We start from the raw sequence: 16,916 nt of genomic DNA, 5'->3' as shown, positions 1-16,916 counted from the left end.
ATGAATAAAGAAATTATTATTGCACCATCATTACTAGCAGCAGATTTTTCAAGATTAAAAGAAGAAGTAATTGAAATAGGTAAAACTCGTGCTAAATGGTTACATTTAGATGTAATGGACGGAAACTTTGTTCCAAACATTAGTTTTGGAGCTGATATTATTAAAGCAATAAGACCACATTCTAACCTATATTTTGATGCACACTTAATGATAGAAAAACCAGAATGGTATATAGAAAGTATTGTTAAAGCTGGTGCTGACAATATAACTATACATGTTGAATCAACTAAGCATTTACATAGAGCTTTACAATTAATAAAATCATATGGCGTAAAAGCTGGAGTATCTATTAATCCTTCTACTGACATAGACTTTTTAGATAATGTTATAGAAGAGTTAGATTTAATTTTAGTTATGACTGTAAATCCAGGATTTGGAGGTCAAAAATTCATAGATGCTATGTGTCAAAAAATCAAAAGAATTAGAGAAAAATATCCACATATAGATATACAAGTTGATGGAGGAATTAATAATAAAACTGCGATACTTGCTAAAAATGCAGGTGCAAATGTTTTAGTTGCTGGTTCATATGTATTCTCTGGAAACTATGAAGTAAGAGTAAATTCACTATTTTAAGGGGTAATTATGTATAATAAAATGGAAGTTTTAATAGATGATTTCTATAAAACTTATTACAAAATGGAAGAAATAAATTTAAATCTAGTAATAAAGTGTCTTACTACTACTGAATTACATATAATTGAGTGTATAGGACTTGAAAAAATAACTATGAAAGAATTATCAACAAGACTTGGTATAACTATGGGAACTACATCTATAGCTATTAACAAACTTGAAGAAAAGAAGTTCATAAATAGAACTAGATCTAAAACCGATAAAAGAAAAGTTTATGTTAGTTTAAATAAAAAAGGTCAAATTGCATATAACTATCACGGAAATTTTCATACTACTACTTTAGAAAAGGTTACAAAAAACATACCTAAAGAAAGACTTGATATTTTCTTAGATACTTTTGAAGAATTACTTAATAATTTAAAATCTTTAAAACTTAATCTTGAACCAGAAAATCTTACTCATTTTTCAAAAGGAGATAAAGTTGAAGTAAGTGAAGTAAAAGGTAATAGTGTAATTAGACTTGCTTTATCAGAAATGGGCATACAACTTAAAACATCTATTGAAATTTTAGATATACATAACGATTCAATAAGAATTAGAATTAACGGACATGAAAAATTAATTTCAAAAGATCATGCCCTATATGTATTTGCAATAAAAAAGGAGAATGACCTGTGATATATTTAGATAGTGTTGGGATTAACTTTTTAGTTAAAGAATTAAAAGCTGAATTATTAAATTTTAAAGTAAATAAAATAATTCAATATGACAGTAATTCTTTTTCTTTATTTTTCTCAAAAAAACAACTTTTTTTTCAAACAAAAGACAATGAATCTATAATATATTTAAAAGAACCAAAAGAAGATAATGTTAATTTTTCATCTTCTTTTCTTTTATCTTTAAAGAAGTATTTAGATCATGCTGAATTAGTAAATATTGAATTATTAAATAATGATAGAATAATAAGAATAGAATTTAAAAGAGTAAATATACTTGGAAATCTAGATACAACATATATAATATTTGAAATGATGGGTAGACATTCTAATATATTCTTATTAAACGAAGAAGAGAAAATAATCAATATTTTAAATAATAATACAAGTATAGAAAATAGAAGATTTTACTCAATAAATAGTCCTTATGAATATTTTAGTAATGATAAATCAGAACTTAACTCAGATAAGCTATTTACTAGTCCAGAAGAAATGATTAGTGAAGTTTCAGGTATAGGAAAAATATTTGCAAATGACACATATGATAACCTAGAATTAAGAAAAAAATATATAAGCGAATATATTCCATATATATTTACTAGTAATGACAAATACTACATAACTTACAACAACTTCAAAAAGTTTGAAAACTACGAATCTAATATATATGAGAGTTTAAATAAAGCTTTAAATGAATATTTCACTACATTTATAAATACATCACTTTTAAGAAATAAGAAGAGTAATATAGAAAAAGTAGTAAATAATAGAATCAAAAAAAATGTTAAAATATTAAAAAATATTGAAAATGACATAAATAGAGATAAAAATTATGATGAGTATAAAAATATTGGTGACCTTTTAACTAGTTATCTTTATCTAATTAAACCCAGAATGGAAACTATAGAAGTATATGACTATATTAATAATTGTAATGTTAATATAGAATTAAATCCAAATAAAACCCCATCTGATAATCTAAAAATTTATTATAACAAGTATAGAAAAGGAAAAAAATCTATACAAATTGCAAATGAAAGAAAAATATTAATAAATGATGAATTAAATTATTTAGAGGAAATACTAGACTTTGTAAAAAGAGAAAATGACTTTTTAGGATTAGTAGAAATAGAAAAAGAGTTAGGTATTTATAAAGAGAAAAACAATAAAAAAATAAAAGAGAAAAAAAGAGAATTATTAAAATTTACTATAGATGATTTTGATATTTTTGTTGGAAGAAATCATACAGAAAATAATTTCCTTACTTTTGAAAAAGCTAAAAACCATGATATATGGCTACATGTTAGAGACATTCCAGGATCACATGTAATAATAATTACAAACAAAAGAAAAGTACCAGAAAATGTCTTATATGAAGCAGCAAAACTTGCAGCATTAAATTCTAAAGGTGTAGGTAACAAAGTTGTAGATTATACTGAAAGATCTAACGTAAAAAGAGTAAATAAATTTGGTAATGTTACTTTTAATAATTTTAAAAGTTTAGAAATTAAATAGGGATAAGTTTTGCTTATCCCTATTACTTTACTATTTTTTTAATGCTAATAACTCTTTTTCCATTTTATCAAAATCTAAATTTTCTGCTTCTATATCCTTGAAATATCTGTAAGTCTTAACTTTTAATTCAAGTGCAGCGTCTTCATCTATTACTATAATAGCTTTTCTATGAAGTTGTAATGCTGATATAGTCCATAAATGATTTACACCTTCTTCTATACCTTTATGTATAGCATAAGCTTTTTTAGGTCCATTAGCCATAATTAATACTTCTTTAGAATCTGTTATTGTTCCTACTCCTACAGTTAATGCAAGTTTAGGTACTTTTGTAATATCGTTATCAAAGAATCTTGAATTCACAACTATAGTATCTTGAGTTAGTTCTTTATCTCTAGTTCTTGAAGATAATGAAGATCCTGGCTCATTAAATGCAATATGTCCATCTTCTCCTACTCCACCTAAAAATAGATGTATCCCACCTACTGATTTAATTTTATCTTCATATCTTTGACATTCAACTTGTAAATCTTCAGCTAATCCATTCAATATATTTATATTTTCTTTTTTAATATCTATATGATCAAAAAAGTTTCTATGCATGAAATAGTGATAGCTTTGATCATGTTCTGGAGCTAGTCCAACATATTCATCCATATTAAAAGTGATGATATTTTCAAAAGAAATAATTCCTTTTTTATTTAATTCTATTAAATTCTTATATGTTTCTAATGGTGTTGATCCTGTAGGTAACCCTAATACGAAAGGTCTTTCTTTTGTAGGATTAAACTTTAAAATTTCTTGTGCTATATGATATGCGCTCCATTTTCCTACTTCTTTTGCGTTTTTAACAATAAGTAATCTCATGTACATCTCCTCTTCTTTTATATGAATATATCTATATTATACTTTTTTTAATAAATGGTGTCAAGATTTCTATTTTTTTTGTAATAATTTTTCATAAAAATTATCTATAAATAAAGCTCCAATAGGTGCTGTTATAAGTATAGATAATATTGCTATGGTTAATATCAATTCACCAGATTTCACACCACTTGCAAGTGGTATTGCACCTATTGCTGCCTGTACTGTTGCTTTAGGTAAATATGCTCCCATTGCAAATATTTTTTCATATTTATTAAATTTATTACCTAATAAAGATAAGAATACACCTACCATTCTAAAAATTTGAGTTATTATAAGTAGTGATAATGCTAATAAACCATAATCAAATACACTAGAAATTTTTAGATTAGCTCCTATTAATACAAATAATAATATTTCAAATAACTTCCACATTTTTTCATAAGTTATTTTAAATTTATTAGCAAGTTCTGTTTCTTCTTTTTTTAACAACATAGCAACCAATGTTATTGATAATAAACTTGCTATAGGTAAATACTTCTCTAATTCTAATATTATTAATGATAATGCAAAAAATATTATAATTCTAAAAGTATCATCTTTTATGATTTTAAATATATATATTGATATATATTTAAATATTATTGCAAATATTATTGCAAGTATTATACTTAAAGGTAGTATAAAAATTTGATTTAATGTAACTACACCAGTTTTTTCTATGGTCATAAAAATAGTAAATAGAGTTATTACAAAAATATCATCCATACTTGCCCCTGCAAGTATAAGTTGTGGAACTTTATCATATCCTTTATTTATTAAATTTATCATCCTTGGTACTACTATTGCAGGTGAAACAGCTGCAATTACTGAACCTAGTATTAATGAATCTATTATCGAAATATTAAAAATTAAAGGGGCAAATATTAATGTTCCAATAATTTCTATAGTTGCAGGTAAAAAACACATCAATATACTTGATTTTCCCATACTTTTAAGCACAGTATAATCTAATGTTAACCCTGCTCTAATTAATATAATTACTAAAGCAATTTTTCTTATTTCTGCTGAAATATTTATTAATGATAAATCTATTTTATTTGAAAATATTATTCCTATAAATATGTAGGGTATTATTTTAGGTAGATTAATTTTTTCAAATATATTTCCAAATAAGATAGAAAATATTAATATTAGACCTATAGATAATAGCATTATATTAATATATTCCCTATAAATATCCCTATATATGTACCTATAATATATCCTAAAGTCCCTACTAACATTACAGGAGCTACATATTTAGTCCATCCTTTTGAAATAGCCATAGCTGTTGCCGTTGTTGGACCACCAATATTTGCATTAGAAACTAAAATTGCTTCTTCTAAAGAAAAATTAAGCAATTTAGCACCTGCAAATGTTACTATCATATTTATTAATACCATTATTAAACAATAAACTAATAATAAAGGGGAATTTTGTATAATAGACATAATAGAAGCTGGAACTCCTATTACTACAAAAAATATGTAAATAAAGAAAGTCCCTATTTCTTGTGAACCTGAAATATTTGAGAAAAAATTAGGAAATACACTAGCAAACAATACTGAAACTGTAGTTAATATTAAATATTTATTTCCTATAAATTTCACTAAATTACTATCTCCTAATTGAGATAAAATAACACTAGATAAATTAAATGAAATAGTAACTATTAATAATGAAAATGCAAAAGAAAAAGCAATATCAACTAAATTAACTGGTTTTTTTAGAGAGTTTAAACTACTTTCTTCTACTTTAAACTCATTATTATAGTCCCTCTTAAAATACTTATTAAAGAAGCCTATACTAGGTATAATAATTAAGACAAAGAAATATAGTACCATAAGTAAATTATCACTTACTGTTGCGGAAGATATTAATTTAGAATCTATGTTAAAACTAGATGATACCGCAACAAAGTTAACTCCTCCACCTATATATGATCCTGTCATAGTTCCTGCAATATGATTTAAACTAGGTATATATTTATTAAGTAGTACATACCCTATAATAGAACCTGCTACTGTTCCTGCTGAACTTATTAAAAATATTATTAATAATCTCCCACTTTCCTTCCATATTTTTGAAATATTACATTTAAATAAAAGTAAAGGTATAGCCATAGGAACTACATATGCCCAAACATTATCATATACAACTGAATCTGTGGGTATAATATTTAAATTAGAAAGTAGCATTGCACAAATTAAAGCAACAATAGCACCACTTATCTTTGCAACAAAATCATACTTACTTTCTAAATATATACTTATTGCTGCTATAGAAACTATAATAGTCCATAACATTAAAACATTATCTTTATCTATCATTATTTTCCTCCTTATCAATTACCATTTGTAAATAATCTAAATTTTCAAAACCTAATTTATTATAAAGTTTTTTGGCCCTTTCATTATTAAATTCAACTTCTAATCTTATTCTTTTAAAATCTCTATATCTTTCAAATAAGTAATTAAATACTTTTTTGCCTATACCTAAATTTCTATATTCTTCTAATATAAATAATTCTTCTACTAGTAGTACCATGCCACCAACTTCTTGAGAATATGTTTTAGAAACTAAACAATATCCAATTACTCTTTCACCTTCCTCAATAATAAAGCATTCTGTATATATCTCTCTATTTATTAATTCATCAAAAGTATTTTCAAAATTTATTTTATTAACTTTATGAAGTACTGCTTCACTAGAATAAAACATGTCAGATAATTCTAAAAATGTATTTTTGTCACATTTTTTAATTTTTCTAATATCCATTTTTTCCTCCTATTCCTTTATATAGAATATACCACAAATATTAAAAAATAGATAGTTAAATTTTACAAAGTTTTTCCATTAAAAATATTTTAAAAAAATTAGTTGTTTTTTTATTATTTGTATGTTATAATATTAAAAAAGTAAGGAGAGTGGTTTTTATGAATATTTTATATTACAGCTGGGATCTTAATTCTGAAAAGAAATATGCTGATATGTTAAAATTATTAGATGCAACAGTTAACTTCACTACTGATGAAGAATTTGTAGTAAAAAGTTTAGATGAAGGTGCAGTAGATATTTTAATATTTGATACTACAAATATTTTAAACTACAAAAAACTGTTCCAATATAAAGTGGATAGAATGGACAAAATTATTTTTGTTGCAATTACTAGTCCTACAAATAGTTTCATTTTAGAGGAAGCTTTAGCTTTCGGGTTAAACGATTATGTTTATGATGGTATTACAAAAGAAGCTTTCTTAGCTAAAATCAATGCTATCTTATATCTTTTAACAAGAAAAACTACTTTTACTTCTAATGCAATATTAAAAGTAAAAGATTTAACTCTGAACCCTTACACAAGAGAAGCAAGAAGAGGGGATGTAGAGGTTTCATTAACTAATAAGGAATACAAATTACTTGAATTATTAGTTAAGAATAAAAATAAGGTAGTTACTAGAGAAATGATAGCTGATAAAGTTTGGGGTAAAGAAATACCTGATAATAAGAACATAGGAGATGTTTACATTACTTTCTTAAGAAGAAAAATCGAATATGGATTCCCAAGCAAAATCATTAAAACAATAAGAAATGTTGGATACATTATTAAAGAGTAAAAAAATAAGGATTTAAGCTTTTGCTTAAATCCTTTTTATATTAACTTAGCACATTTTTCTAAAAATTCTCTATCTTCTTCACTAAATCTATTTAAAACCGGAGAATCTACATCTAACTCTGCTATCATCTTATTATTTTGATCAAAAATAGGTATTACTATTTCTGAATTAGAAGCTGCATCACATGCAATGTGACCAGGGAAATCGTGAACATTAGGAACAACAGTTGTACTTTCTTTTTCCCAGGTATATCCACATACTCCTTTTCCCTTAGGTATGTTAGAACATGCAGGTTTCCCTTGAAAAGGCCCAACTTTTAATACATCATTATGTATGATGTAAAATCCTACCCAATTTAAATTTGGCATAACTTCCATAATAAATGATGACATATTAGCCATTTTAGATATTATATATTCCTCTCCTTCTAATAATTGTTCAAGTTCTTTGTATAATAAATTATAATTCATTTTTTCCTTTCTATAAACCTATGACTCCAATCAAATTAAATATCATAAGTAAACCAAGTATTATAAGTATAAAACCATTCATAGTTTTTATTTCATCTAAATACTTATATATTCTCTTCATATCTTTTACTATTAAAGTTGAAATAATAAATGGTGTTATTAATCCAAAAAAATATATTAACATAGCTATAATACCCTTAGTAATACTAAAATTTCCTACACTAATACTTAATAATATAGAGCTTAATGTAGATGTAATACAAGGTATCCATCCCATAGAAAATGTAAAACCTAAAATATATGAATAATAATATGAATTTGTATAATCATCTTTAATTTTTATCATTTTTATTCTATCAAAAAACTTATTATTAAAGATTTCCAGTTGTATTAATCCCATAAAAAGTATATATATACCAGCAATAATTCTAAAAATATCCTTTTTAATATATATGCCTATAAATGAAAAACTTAATCCCATTAATACAAAAGTGGTTGATAATCCTATAAAAAATAGTGCAACATTTAATAATTTGTTACCTTTTTTAGTTAATATTGTTAAATAAATTGGAATAATAGACATAAAACAAGGTGTTAAAAATGACATTATCCCAAATATATATATTAATAGCATTATTCAACTATTGCTTTCATAACCTCTTCTGATGATATTCCTGCAAAGTATCTAGAAATGTTTATAGAGTTTAATCTATCTAGCACTTCTTTTTGTTCGTATTTAGCTCCTCTTAATAAATCTTCTACTGCAGCAACATCTTCTATACCGAAGAAATCTCCATATATTTTTATATTATCAATTTTTGAGTCTATAACATTAACAAATACTTCAATTTTACCTTTTTCAAATTTCATAGATCTTGTTAAGTTATATTCTGGTGATTTACCATAATTCCAATCCCAGTTTCCAAATTTTTCTTCTTTTGCTTTATTTATCTCTGCAATTTCTTCTTCACTGAAAACATATTCTGTCATTTGTGGATATTCTTTTTTCATGTATTCTAATAAAAGATCTCTAAATTCTTTTACATCTATTTTATTAGGTAATTCATCTACTATATTAGTAACTCTAGCTCTAACAGATTTAACACCCTTTGATTCTATCTTATCTTTAGAAACTTTTAAAGCTTTTGAAAGAACTGATAAATCAACATCAAATAAAAGACAACCATGGTGCATTATTCTTCCATTAATATATGCTTGTGCATTTCCACATATTTTTTTACCATCTATTTCTAAGTCATTTCTTCCAGTAAATTCAGCTTTAACACCTAAACTTTCTAATGTTTTAATAACAGGTATAGAAAAACTATTGAAATCAAATGCTTTATTTTCATCTTCCTTAGATATTATAGTATAGTTTAAGTTATTATAATCATGGTAAACTGCTCCACCACCACTAATTCTTCTTACTACTTCTATATTATTTTCCCTTACGAATTCTTTATTTATTTCTTCTATAGTATTTTGATGTCTACCAACTATTATAGAAGGTTTGTTTATCCATAATAGGAATATCATATCCTCACTTAATAATTTTTTAAATGCATACTCTTCTAAAGCAATATTATATGCTGTGTCATTACTTTCGTTAATAATATATTTCATAATCATTTCCTTTCTGTTTTTTTATTTAATTATATATCATATATAGTTAATTTACAATAGAAAATATTATAAAAATGATGTAAAATATATATAGAGGTGATAATATGAGTATTTATGATATAGTAGTAAAAGATAATAAAGATAATTATGTTAGTTTAAATGAATATAAAGGCAAGGTATTATTGATAGTAAATACTGCTACTAGGTGTGGACTTTCTAATCAATTTAATGATTTAGAAGAAACATATAGTAAGTATAGAGATAAAGGATTTGAAATTTTAGCATTTCCATGTAATCAATTTTTAAATCAAGAACCATTAACAGATTTTGAAATCAGTGATACTTGTAAATTAATTTTCAATACTAGTTTTAAAATATTCAAAAAAATTGATGTTAATGGAATAAATGAAGATTCTTTATTTACTTTTCTTAAAAAGGAAGCTAAGGGTCTATTGGGAAATGATATTAAATGGAATTTCACTAAATTTTTAATTTCAAGAAATGGTAAAGTGATAAAAAGATTCCCTCCTATTACTTCTCCAAAAAAAATCCAAAAATACATAGATGAGTTAATATAAAATAGCGCCCTGGGGCGCTATTTATATATTAATTTTTCTTTAATGCGTGTACTGCAAGTCCTGATACATCAGCAAATGCTTCATACATTACTTCTGAATATGTAGGATGCCCATGTATAGTTTTTAACATTTCTTCTACAGTTATTTCCATTTCCATTATAGAAGATGCTTCATTAATTAATTCTGCAGCTGCAGGACCAATTATATGTACTCCTAAAATTTCTCCATATTTCTTATCTGCAATAACTTTAACAAATCCATAGTTTTCATCACTAGCTATTGCTCTACCATTAGCTGTAAAGCTGAATTTACCTACTGAAACATCATGAGTTTTTCTAGCTTCTTCTTCTGTTAAACCACAAGCTGCAACTTCTGGTAAAGTATAAATAGCAGCAGGTGTTAAATCAAGTTTAGCAACGTGGTGGTTACCTTTTAATGCGTTTTCAGCAGCAACTTCTCCCATTCTAAATGCAGCGTGAGCTAACATCTTAGTTCCATTGATATCTCCAGGTGCATATATACCTTTAACTGAAGTTTCCATAAATTCATCAACTTTAATTCTTCCTCTTTCAAGTTCGAATTCTACTTCACCTAAAGCTTCTAAATCAGGTACACGTCCTATTGATAATAATGCTTTATCTACTACTAAGTCTTGTTTTCCTTCTAATTTAACTACTAATTTACCATCAGCTTCAACAACTTCTTGTAATTTAGTAGATGTCATTATTGTGATTCCTTTTTTCTCTAAAGCTGTTCTTAAAGCATTAGATACTTCAGCATCCATACTTGGAACTATTCTATCCATCATTTCTACTATAGTAACTTTCGTTCCGAAAGTTGCAAATGCTTGTCCAAGCTCTACTCCTACAACTCCTCCACCAATTACTGCCATAGTTTTTGGTACTTCTTTCATTTCTAATATATCATCACTAGTCATTACTAATTTAGAATCCATTCCTGGAACGTTGATTTTAGAAACTTTAGATCCACCAGCTAAGATAATTTTATCTGTAACTAATTCTTTTGCTCCATCAACCATAACGTTTTTATCTTTAGTAATTTTACCTACACCTTTAAATACATCTATTCCATGGCTCTTAAGTAATGCTCCTACTCCTCCAACTAAAGTTTTAACAACTTTACCTTTCATAGCTAATACTTTTTCCATGTCTACGGTAAATTTAGGATTTTCTATCATAATTCCACGAGATGCTGCATGTGAAATTCCTTCAATAATTTCTGCATTGTGTAAGTATGCTTTTGTTGGTATACATCCTCTGTTTAAGCATGTTCCACCAAGCTCTGATTTTTCAACTAATGCAACTTTTCCTCCAAGTTGACTAGCTTTAATAGCTGCTACATATCCTGCAGGTCCTCCACCTATTACAACTACATCATATCCATCTTCTTTTTTAGCTGCTACTGGAGCTGCAGCTTCAGCTGCAACTGGTGCTTCTGATGCTGGTGCGCTTCCTGCTGTAGGAACTGCTTCACCTTGTTCTCCTAAGTAACCTATAACTTCAGTTACTGCAACAGTTTCTCCTGCTTGTCTTAATATAGCTAATACATATCCATCTTCTTCAGCCTCAAGTTCCATGTTAGTTTTATCTGTCATTATTTCTAATAAGATTTCTCCTTGTTTAACAAATTCACCAACTTGTTTATTCCATTTAACAATTTCCCCTTCTGTCATATCTATCCCAGCTTTGGGCATGATAACTTCTAATGCCATCTTTTCTCTCCTTTATATTAACATTGTAATTGGATTTTCTAATAATTCTTTTAAGTCTTTCATGAATTTAGCTCCTGCTAATCCATCTACTACTCTATGGTCTATAGTTAATCCTAAAGACATAATAGGTCTTATCTTAATTTCACCATCTACTACAACTGGTTTTTCTATAGTTGCACTAACACCTAATATTGCAGAGTTTGGTTGATTTATTATTGGCCCAAATGATGATACTCCAAACATTCCTAAGTTACTTATAGTAAATGTTGATCCTTGTAATTCACTTGGTGCAAGTTTCATATCTAATGCACGAGATGTTACATCTTTTAATGCAACAACTAATTCAGATAGAGTCATTTTTTCTGCATTATATACAACTGGTGTTAATAAACCACCATCAAAACCTACTGCCATTGCTAAGTTTACATAATTGTGTGCAATTATTTTTTGTCCATCTTCTGTTAATGATGAATTTAAATATTTATGTTTCATTAATGTTTTAACTACAGCAAGTGAGATAATGTCTGTAACAGTTATTTTCTTACCTGTTTGAGCTAAGATTGGATCTAATAATCTCTTTCTTAATGCTAATGCCTCTGTCATATCTACTTCATAATTTAAAGTAAATGTTGGTGCTGTTAAGTAGCTTTCTACCATACGTTTTGCTATTACTTTTCTCATAGCTGTCATAGGTATTACTTCTATTTCACCATATTTATCTCTCTTATCATCTAATACTTGTTCTACATTAGTTTTCTCTTGGTTAATGTATTCTTTTTCTTTTGCAGGAGCAACATAATTATCTTTATGTTCAGGAGATAATAATGATAAGATGTCATTTTTCATTATCTTACCTCTAACTCCAGTTCCTTTAAGTTCTTGCCAGTTTATACCATTATCTTCTGCAATTCTTCTAGCTACAGGAGATATTCTAACGCTAGACTCTGCTTTGTATGAAGCTACATCTTCTTTATGTATTCTTCCAAGAGCACCACTACCAGGCACAGCTGATAAATCTAAGTTTAATTGTGATGCTAATTTTCTCGCAGCAGGTGTAGCTCTAAATAATTTTCTTTCCATTTTTCCACCTCTACTGTTTATTTACTGTTTTACGTATTGCATCTTTTATTGTATCTACTGTTGGTATCATTGCAAATTCTAAGTTTTGTGCATATGGCATAGGTACATCTTCTCCAGCACATCTTCTAATTGGTGCATCTAAGTAATCAAATGCATCAGATTCAGAAATTATAGCTGAAATTTCACCTATGAATCCACTTGTTTTGTGAGCATCATTTACTAATACTACTCTTCCTGTTTTCTTAACAGAGTTTAAAATTATTTCCTTATCTAAAGGTACTAATGTTCTTGGATCTACTACTTCTACTGAAATTCCTTCTTTTTCTAAGTCTTCAGCAGCTTTCATAACTCTTGATAACATTTTTCCGTATGTAACTACAGTTACATCTGTTCCTTCTTTTTTAATTTCTCCTACACCTAATGGTATAACGAATTCAGGATCTAAAGGTACTTCCCCTTTTTGGTTGAATTCTGATTTGTATTCTAATATTATTACTGGGTTATTATCTCTTATTGAAGCTTTTAATAAACCTTTCATATCTCTAGGTGTACCTGGTGCTACAACTTTTAATCCAGGTATATGTGTAAACCAGCTTTCAAGTGATTGTGAATGTTGAGCAGCTGATCCTACTCCATTTCCTGCAGCACATCTAAATGTTACAGGTACTTTACCTTTTCCACCAAACATATATCTAGTTTTTGCAGCTTGGTTTACTATAGCATCCATAGCTATAACTACGAAATCCATGAAAGTAACGTCAACTATAGGTCTTAAACCTGTCATAGCAGCTCCTGATGCAGCTCCTGCTATAGCAGCTTCTGATATAGGACAGTCTCTTACTCTTTCTGGTCCAAATTCTTCTATCATTCCAACTGAAGTTCCGAAATCTCCTCCGAATACTCCAACATCTTCTCCCATTAATAATACGTCAGGGTCTCTTCTCATTTCTTCTGACATTGCTAAAATTATTGTATCTCTAAACGACATTAATTTTGTTTCCATATTTTTAAATCATCTCCTTAATTAGTCTGCATAAATATCTTCAAATGCTGATTCTAGTGGTGGTAATGGACTATTTTCTGCAAATACCACAGCATCATCAACTGCTTTTTTAACTGAAGCATCGATATCTAATAATTCTTGTTCTGTTGCAATTTTGTTTTCAATTAAGTATTTTCTTAAATTCTCAACTGGATCTTTTTTCTTCCACATTTCAACTTCTTCTTTAGTTCTGTATTTACCAGGATCTGATGAAGAGTGTCCTAACCATCTATATGTAATAGATTCAATTAATACAGGACCTTTACCTTCTCTAACGTGATCTACAGCTTTTTTGAATTCTTCATAAACATCTAAAACATTATTTCCATCTTCAATAAACATTCCTGGTATACCATATGAAGCACTTCTTAAGTGGATGTGTTCAATATTAGTCATTTTCTTAATGTCTGCACTTATTCCATATCCATTATTGATACAATAGAATATTACAGGTAATTTCCAAATTGAAGCCATATTTAATGCTTCGTGGAAGCTTCCTTCATTTGTAGCTCCATCTCCGAAGAAACATACTACTATTTTACCTGTTTTTTTCATTTGCTGAGTTAATGCAGCACCAACTGCTATACCATGTCCTCCACCAACTATTCCGTTAGCACCTAAGTTTCCACTATCAACATCTGCTATATGCATTGATCCACCTTTACCTTTACAAGTTCCAGTGTATTTCCCTAAAATTTCTGCCATCATTGCATTTAAGTCTATACCTTTTGCAATAACTTGAGCATGTCCTCTATGGTTAGATGTGATAATATCATCATCATTTAATGCTGCCATAGCACCTATACTTGCTGCTTCCTCTCCTACTGAAAAGTGCGTCATTCCAGGTACTTTACCTTTTTTTACTAATTGCGCTACTTTAAGATCAAAAATTCTTGCTTCTTGCATCTTTTTAAACATGTCTAGCAATTGTGCTTTTTTTAATTTTTTCATTATAAACCTCCGCTTATGTTTCTTATTTATATATATAGTTTAAAACTAATTAATTATAAAGTCAATTGTTGTTATTTTATTAACACCAACTTTATTGAATTATTATAATTTTACTCTAAATAGGTATTTAACTTAAAGTATGTTTATAGGAGTATTTCATTATATGAAACGTCATTTACTTTTATACCCTTTAGTATAATTATATCTCATAAAATTTGTTTTTTCAATACAAAAAAGGAAGATTAATCTTCCTTTTTTGTGAAACGACACTACAATGAGCCATTCTGTAAAGTCATTTAGTGTGAGCCATTTCTAAAATACATACTAAAAAGTCAAATACATGAACCATTTACATTAATAATATTGATTTTTACTCACTTACTTCAAACAATCTTAGCAAAATGTAATTTAATATGAGCCTTTTTAATTTTTTGTTGTATTTTTATTCTTTTTTTGTGAAAATTTAAGTAATTTTAATAAAGAAAGGAAGTGTTCATATGAAAAACACAAAATTTGAAGAATTCAAAAAATTTAGAAAGGCAGGTTTTAAAATTATTGAATGTTGTAATAATTTAAATATTTCTTACTCTACTGGTAAAAGGTATAACAACATGATTGAAAATGGTATAGAAGCTATAAACAAAAAAGACATTAAAAGATCTACTAAATTAACAATTGTTCAAGAAGAATTCATAGTAAATCTTTATCTTAATGAATGCTCTTACTTTAATTTCAAGCATTTCTATGAATATATACTCTTAAATAAATTTGAAGCTAATATTTCATATAAAACTTTACTTAGAATATTTCATAAACATAAAATTTTAAGCCCTAAGTCAAGAAAAAATACGATTAGATTGTATAAGAAATTAGCAACACCTGAACAAATACAAGGTGAAAAAAATCTTAGAAAAATTGATGAAATATTGTTTAAAAATAAGTATTTTAAACCTAAGAACAATATATTTCCTAAAAAACCTAAAATTAAGTATTTTGGTGAAAGAGTTGAAGCTGATGCATCTTTACATCCTTGGATATTAGGTAATACAAGAATAACATTACATATATTCGTCGATTGTGCTTATTATGTAATAGTTGGTGCATATTTTGATAATGAAGAGACTCTATTTGGATATTACAAATCTATGGAAATGATGCTTATTAATTATGGTATACCTGTTAATTTAGTTACTGATAATAGAGCTGTATTTAGTAATAATAGAAAAAACTATGAGACAGCTCATATTAACTTTAAGAAAAGTTGTGATATCTTAGGTATTGACCTTTATACAACCTCTAAACCTCAATCTAAAGGTACAGTAGAAAGAATGTTTCAAACATTACAGAGCAATCTTTATGCTGAATTAAGATACAATGAGATAACTTCTGTAGAAGAGGCAAATGTATATTTGCAAGAATTTTTGGCCAGATTCAATTCTAAAAAGTTATCTCAATTAGATAATACTTTAAATAAATACGTTAGTCAAGAAAGAGAAAATTTAAAATTCATACTTGTAAGATAAGTCTTTAGAAAGATTAATGGTTGTGTTGTTTCATTTGAAAACAAGAAATATATACCTATAAATGAAAATGGTGATGAAATATATATAAAGCATAAAATAACTGTAAGTGTTCTAATTGACTTAGATGAAGTTATAGAAAATAAACCTAAAAAGAAATGGATAGCCCCTAGGGATCATCCTTGGAGAAAATATAAGAACAATTATTAAATAAGAGTTAAAAAATAAATAATTTTACAACATTTCTAGTTCAAAAAAGAAGGACACATAGATGAGCCCTAAATGGCTCATACATGTGTCCCTAAAAAGGTTCTTTTGTTGTGTCACTTAACAACAAAAAGGGGCTGTTCCGAAATAGCCTAAAAAAATTATGGAGAATTCTAAATTTTTTAGAATCCTCCATTTTTTTTAACAATTTTTAACCTTTTATTTCAATCTAAATAAATATACTTAATTTTGTGCAGCACCAAACTGAGGGTTTATACCCTCAATAAAAAAATATTACTTATACTTTATGCTACTACTTCTTTTAATTT

At 27.1% G+C, this 16,916-nt stretch carries 17 protein-coding genes; 6 read left to right on the top strand and 11 right to left on the bottom strand.

Annotated elements, in window-relative coordinates; translation table 11 throughout:
* From rpe to AYC60_RS03970, 3 genes are read left to right on the top strand one after another with little or no spacing between them, the layout of a single operon-like run.
* Positions 1 to 636 carry a ribulose-phosphate 3-epimerase gene (gene rpe, locus AYC60_RS03980; protein ID WP_067321548.1) on the top strand — a complete coding sequence of 212 codons (636 nt, stop codon included), beginning with the start codon at positions 1 to 3 and terminating at the stop codon, positions 634 to 636.
* A gap of 9 nt (positions 637 to 645) precedes the next feature.
* On the top strand, positions 646 to 1,314 hold the full coding sequence (locus AYC60_RS03975) for a MarR family transcriptional regulator (protein WP_067321545.1): 669 nt from the start codon (positions 646 to 648) through the stop codon (positions 1,312 to 1,314).
* Complete coding sequence (locus tag AYC60_RS03970; RefSeq protein ID WP_067321542.1) at positions 1,311 to 2,867, top strand: Rqc2 family fibronectin-binding protein; 1,557 nt, start codon at positions 1,311 to 1,313, stop codon at positions 2,865 to 2,867. The genes AYC60_RS03975 and AYC60_RS03970 overlap by 4 nt, the downstream gene beginning before the upstream one ends.
* Positions 2,868 to 2,897: 30 nt before the next feature.
* Here the strand turns inward: AYC60_RS03970 and nagB are convergent, their stop codons facing one another.
* From nagB to AYC60_RS03950, 4 genes are all read right to left on the bottom strand, one after another.
* The gene (gene nagB, locus AYC60_RS03965) at positions 2,898 to 3,731 is read right to left on the bottom strand and encodes a glucosamine-6-phosphate deaminase (RefSeq protein WP_067321539.1); all 834 of its coding nucleotides are present in this window, start codon (positions 3,729 to 3,731) and stop codon (positions 2,898 to 2,900) included.
* Positions 3,732 to 3,800: 69 nt separating this feature from the next.
* Positions 3,801 to 4,943, bottom strand: coding sequence for a cation:proton antiporter domain-containing protein (locus tag AYC60_RS03960; protein ID WP_067321536.1), 1,143 nt, complete (start codon positions 4,941 to 4,943; stop codon positions 3,801 to 3,803).
* Positions 4,943 to 6,100, bottom strand: coding sequence for a DUF819 family protein (locus AYC60_RS03955; RefSeq protein ID WP_067321533.1), 1,158 nt, complete (start codon positions 6,098 to 6,100; stop codon positions 4,943 to 4,945). Before AYC60_RS03955 ends, AYC60_RS03960 begins: the two co-directional genes overlap by 1 nt.
* On the bottom strand, positions 6,090 to 6,548 hold the full coding sequence (locus AYC60_RS03950) for a GNAT family N-acetyltransferase (protein WP_067321531.1): 459 nt from the start codon (positions 6,546 to 6,548) through the stop codon (positions 6,090 to 6,092). The genes AYC60_RS03955 and AYC60_RS03950 overlap by 11 nt, the downstream gene beginning before the upstream one ends.
* A 158-nt stretch (positions 6,549 to 6,706) precedes the next feature.
* On the opposite strand from AYC60_RS03950, the gene AYC60_RS03945 reads away from it, so the two are divergent.
* The gene (locus AYC60_RS03945; protein WP_067321529.1) at positions 6,707 to 7,384 is read left to right on the top strand and encodes a response regulator transcription factor; all 678 of its coding nucleotides are present in this window, start codon (positions 6,707 to 6,709) and stop codon (positions 7,382 to 7,384) included.
* A 35-nt stretch (positions 7,385 to 7,419) separates the two neighbouring features.
* Here AYC60_RS03945 and AYC60_RS03940 read toward each other — a convergent pair whose 3' ends face one another.
* From AYC60_RS03940 to AYC60_RS03930, 3 genes are read right to left on the bottom strand one after another with little or no spacing between them, the layout of a single operon-like run.
* A complete protein-coding gene (locus AYC60_RS03940; RefSeq protein WP_067321526.1) occupies positions 7,420 to 7,854 on the bottom strand; it encodes a GAF domain-containing protein in 435 nt (144 codons plus the stop codon).
* A 10-nt stretch (positions 7,855 to 7,864) separates the two neighbouring features.
* Positions 7,865 to 8,488 carry a cytochrome c biogenesis CcdA family protein gene (locus AYC60_RS03935; RefSeq protein ID WP_067321524.1) on the bottom strand — a complete coding sequence of 208 codons (624 nt, stop codon included), beginning with the start codon at positions 8,486 to 8,488 and terminating at the stop codon, positions 7,865 to 7,867.
* On the bottom strand, positions 8,488 to 9,477 hold the full coding sequence (locus AYC60_RS03930; protein ID WP_067321521.1) for a lipoate--protein ligase: 990 nt from the start codon (positions 9,475 to 9,477) through the stop codon (positions 8,488 to 8,490). Before AYC60_RS03930 ends, AYC60_RS03935 begins: the two co-directional genes overlap by 1 nt.
* Before the next feature lie 104 nt (positions 9,478 to 9,581).
* Here AYC60_RS03930 and AYC60_RS03925 point away from each other — a divergent pair, with 104 nt between their 5' ends.
* Positions 9,582 to 10,055, top strand: a complete 474-nt coding sequence (locus tag AYC60_RS03925) for a glutathione peroxidase (RefSeq protein WP_067321518.1) — start codon at positions 9,582 to 9,584, stop codon at positions 10,053 to 10,055.
* A 28-nt stretch (positions 10,056 to 10,083) separates the two neighbouring features.
* Here AYC60_RS03925 and lpdA read toward each other — a convergent pair whose 3' ends face one another.
* Genes lpdA through AYC60_RS03905 form a run of 4 tightly spaced genes read right to left on the bottom strand, consistent with a single transcriptional unit; the run spans position 10,084 to position 14,860 of the window.
* Positions 10,084 to 11,787, bottom strand: a complete 1,704-nt coding sequence (gene lpdA / locus AYC60_RS03920; protein WP_067321515.1) for a dihydrolipoyl dehydrogenase — start codon at positions 11,785 to 11,787, stop codon at positions 10,084 to 10,086.
* 12 nt (positions 11,788 to 11,799) lie between these two features.
* Complete coding sequence (locus tag AYC60_RS03915; protein WP_067321513.1) at positions 11,800 to 12,867, bottom strand: dihydrolipoamide acetyltransferase; 1,068 nt, start codon at positions 12,865 to 12,867, stop codon at positions 11,800 to 11,802.
* Positions 12,868 to 12,877: 10 nt separating this feature from the next.
* A complete protein-coding gene (locus AYC60_RS03910) occupies positions 12,878 to 13,870 on the bottom strand; it encodes an alpha-ketoacid dehydrogenase subunit beta (RefSeq protein ID WP_067321510.1) in 993 nt (330 codons plus the stop codon).
* Between the two features lie 21 nt (positions 13,871 to 13,891).
* Positions 13,892 to 14,860: a thiamine pyrophosphate-dependent dehydrogenase E1 component subunit alpha gene (locus AYC60_RS03905; protein ID WP_067321507.1), complete on the bottom strand. Its 969-nt coding sequence runs from the start codon at positions 14,858 to 14,860 to the stop codon at positions 13,892 to 13,894.
* Positions 14,861 to 15,357: 497 nt separating this feature from the next.
* Here AYC60_RS03905 and AYC60_RS03900 point away from each other — a divergent pair, with 497 nt between their 5' ends.
* Entirely contained in the window at positions 15,358 to 16,383 is a 1,026-nt protein-coding gene (locus AYC60_RS03900) for a DDE-type integrase/transposase/recombinase (RefSeq protein WP_067321504.1), read from the top strand.
* Positions 16,384 to 16,916 lie beyond the last annotated feature (533 nt).

Source organism: Streptobacillus felis, assembly GCF_001559775.1.
GTDB classification, from domain to species: domain Bacteria; phylum Fusobacteriota; class Fusobacteriia; order Fusobacteriales; family Leptotrichiaceae; genus Streptobacillus; species Streptobacillus felis.
This window is presented reverse-complemented; position numbering and strand designations above follow the sequence as displayed.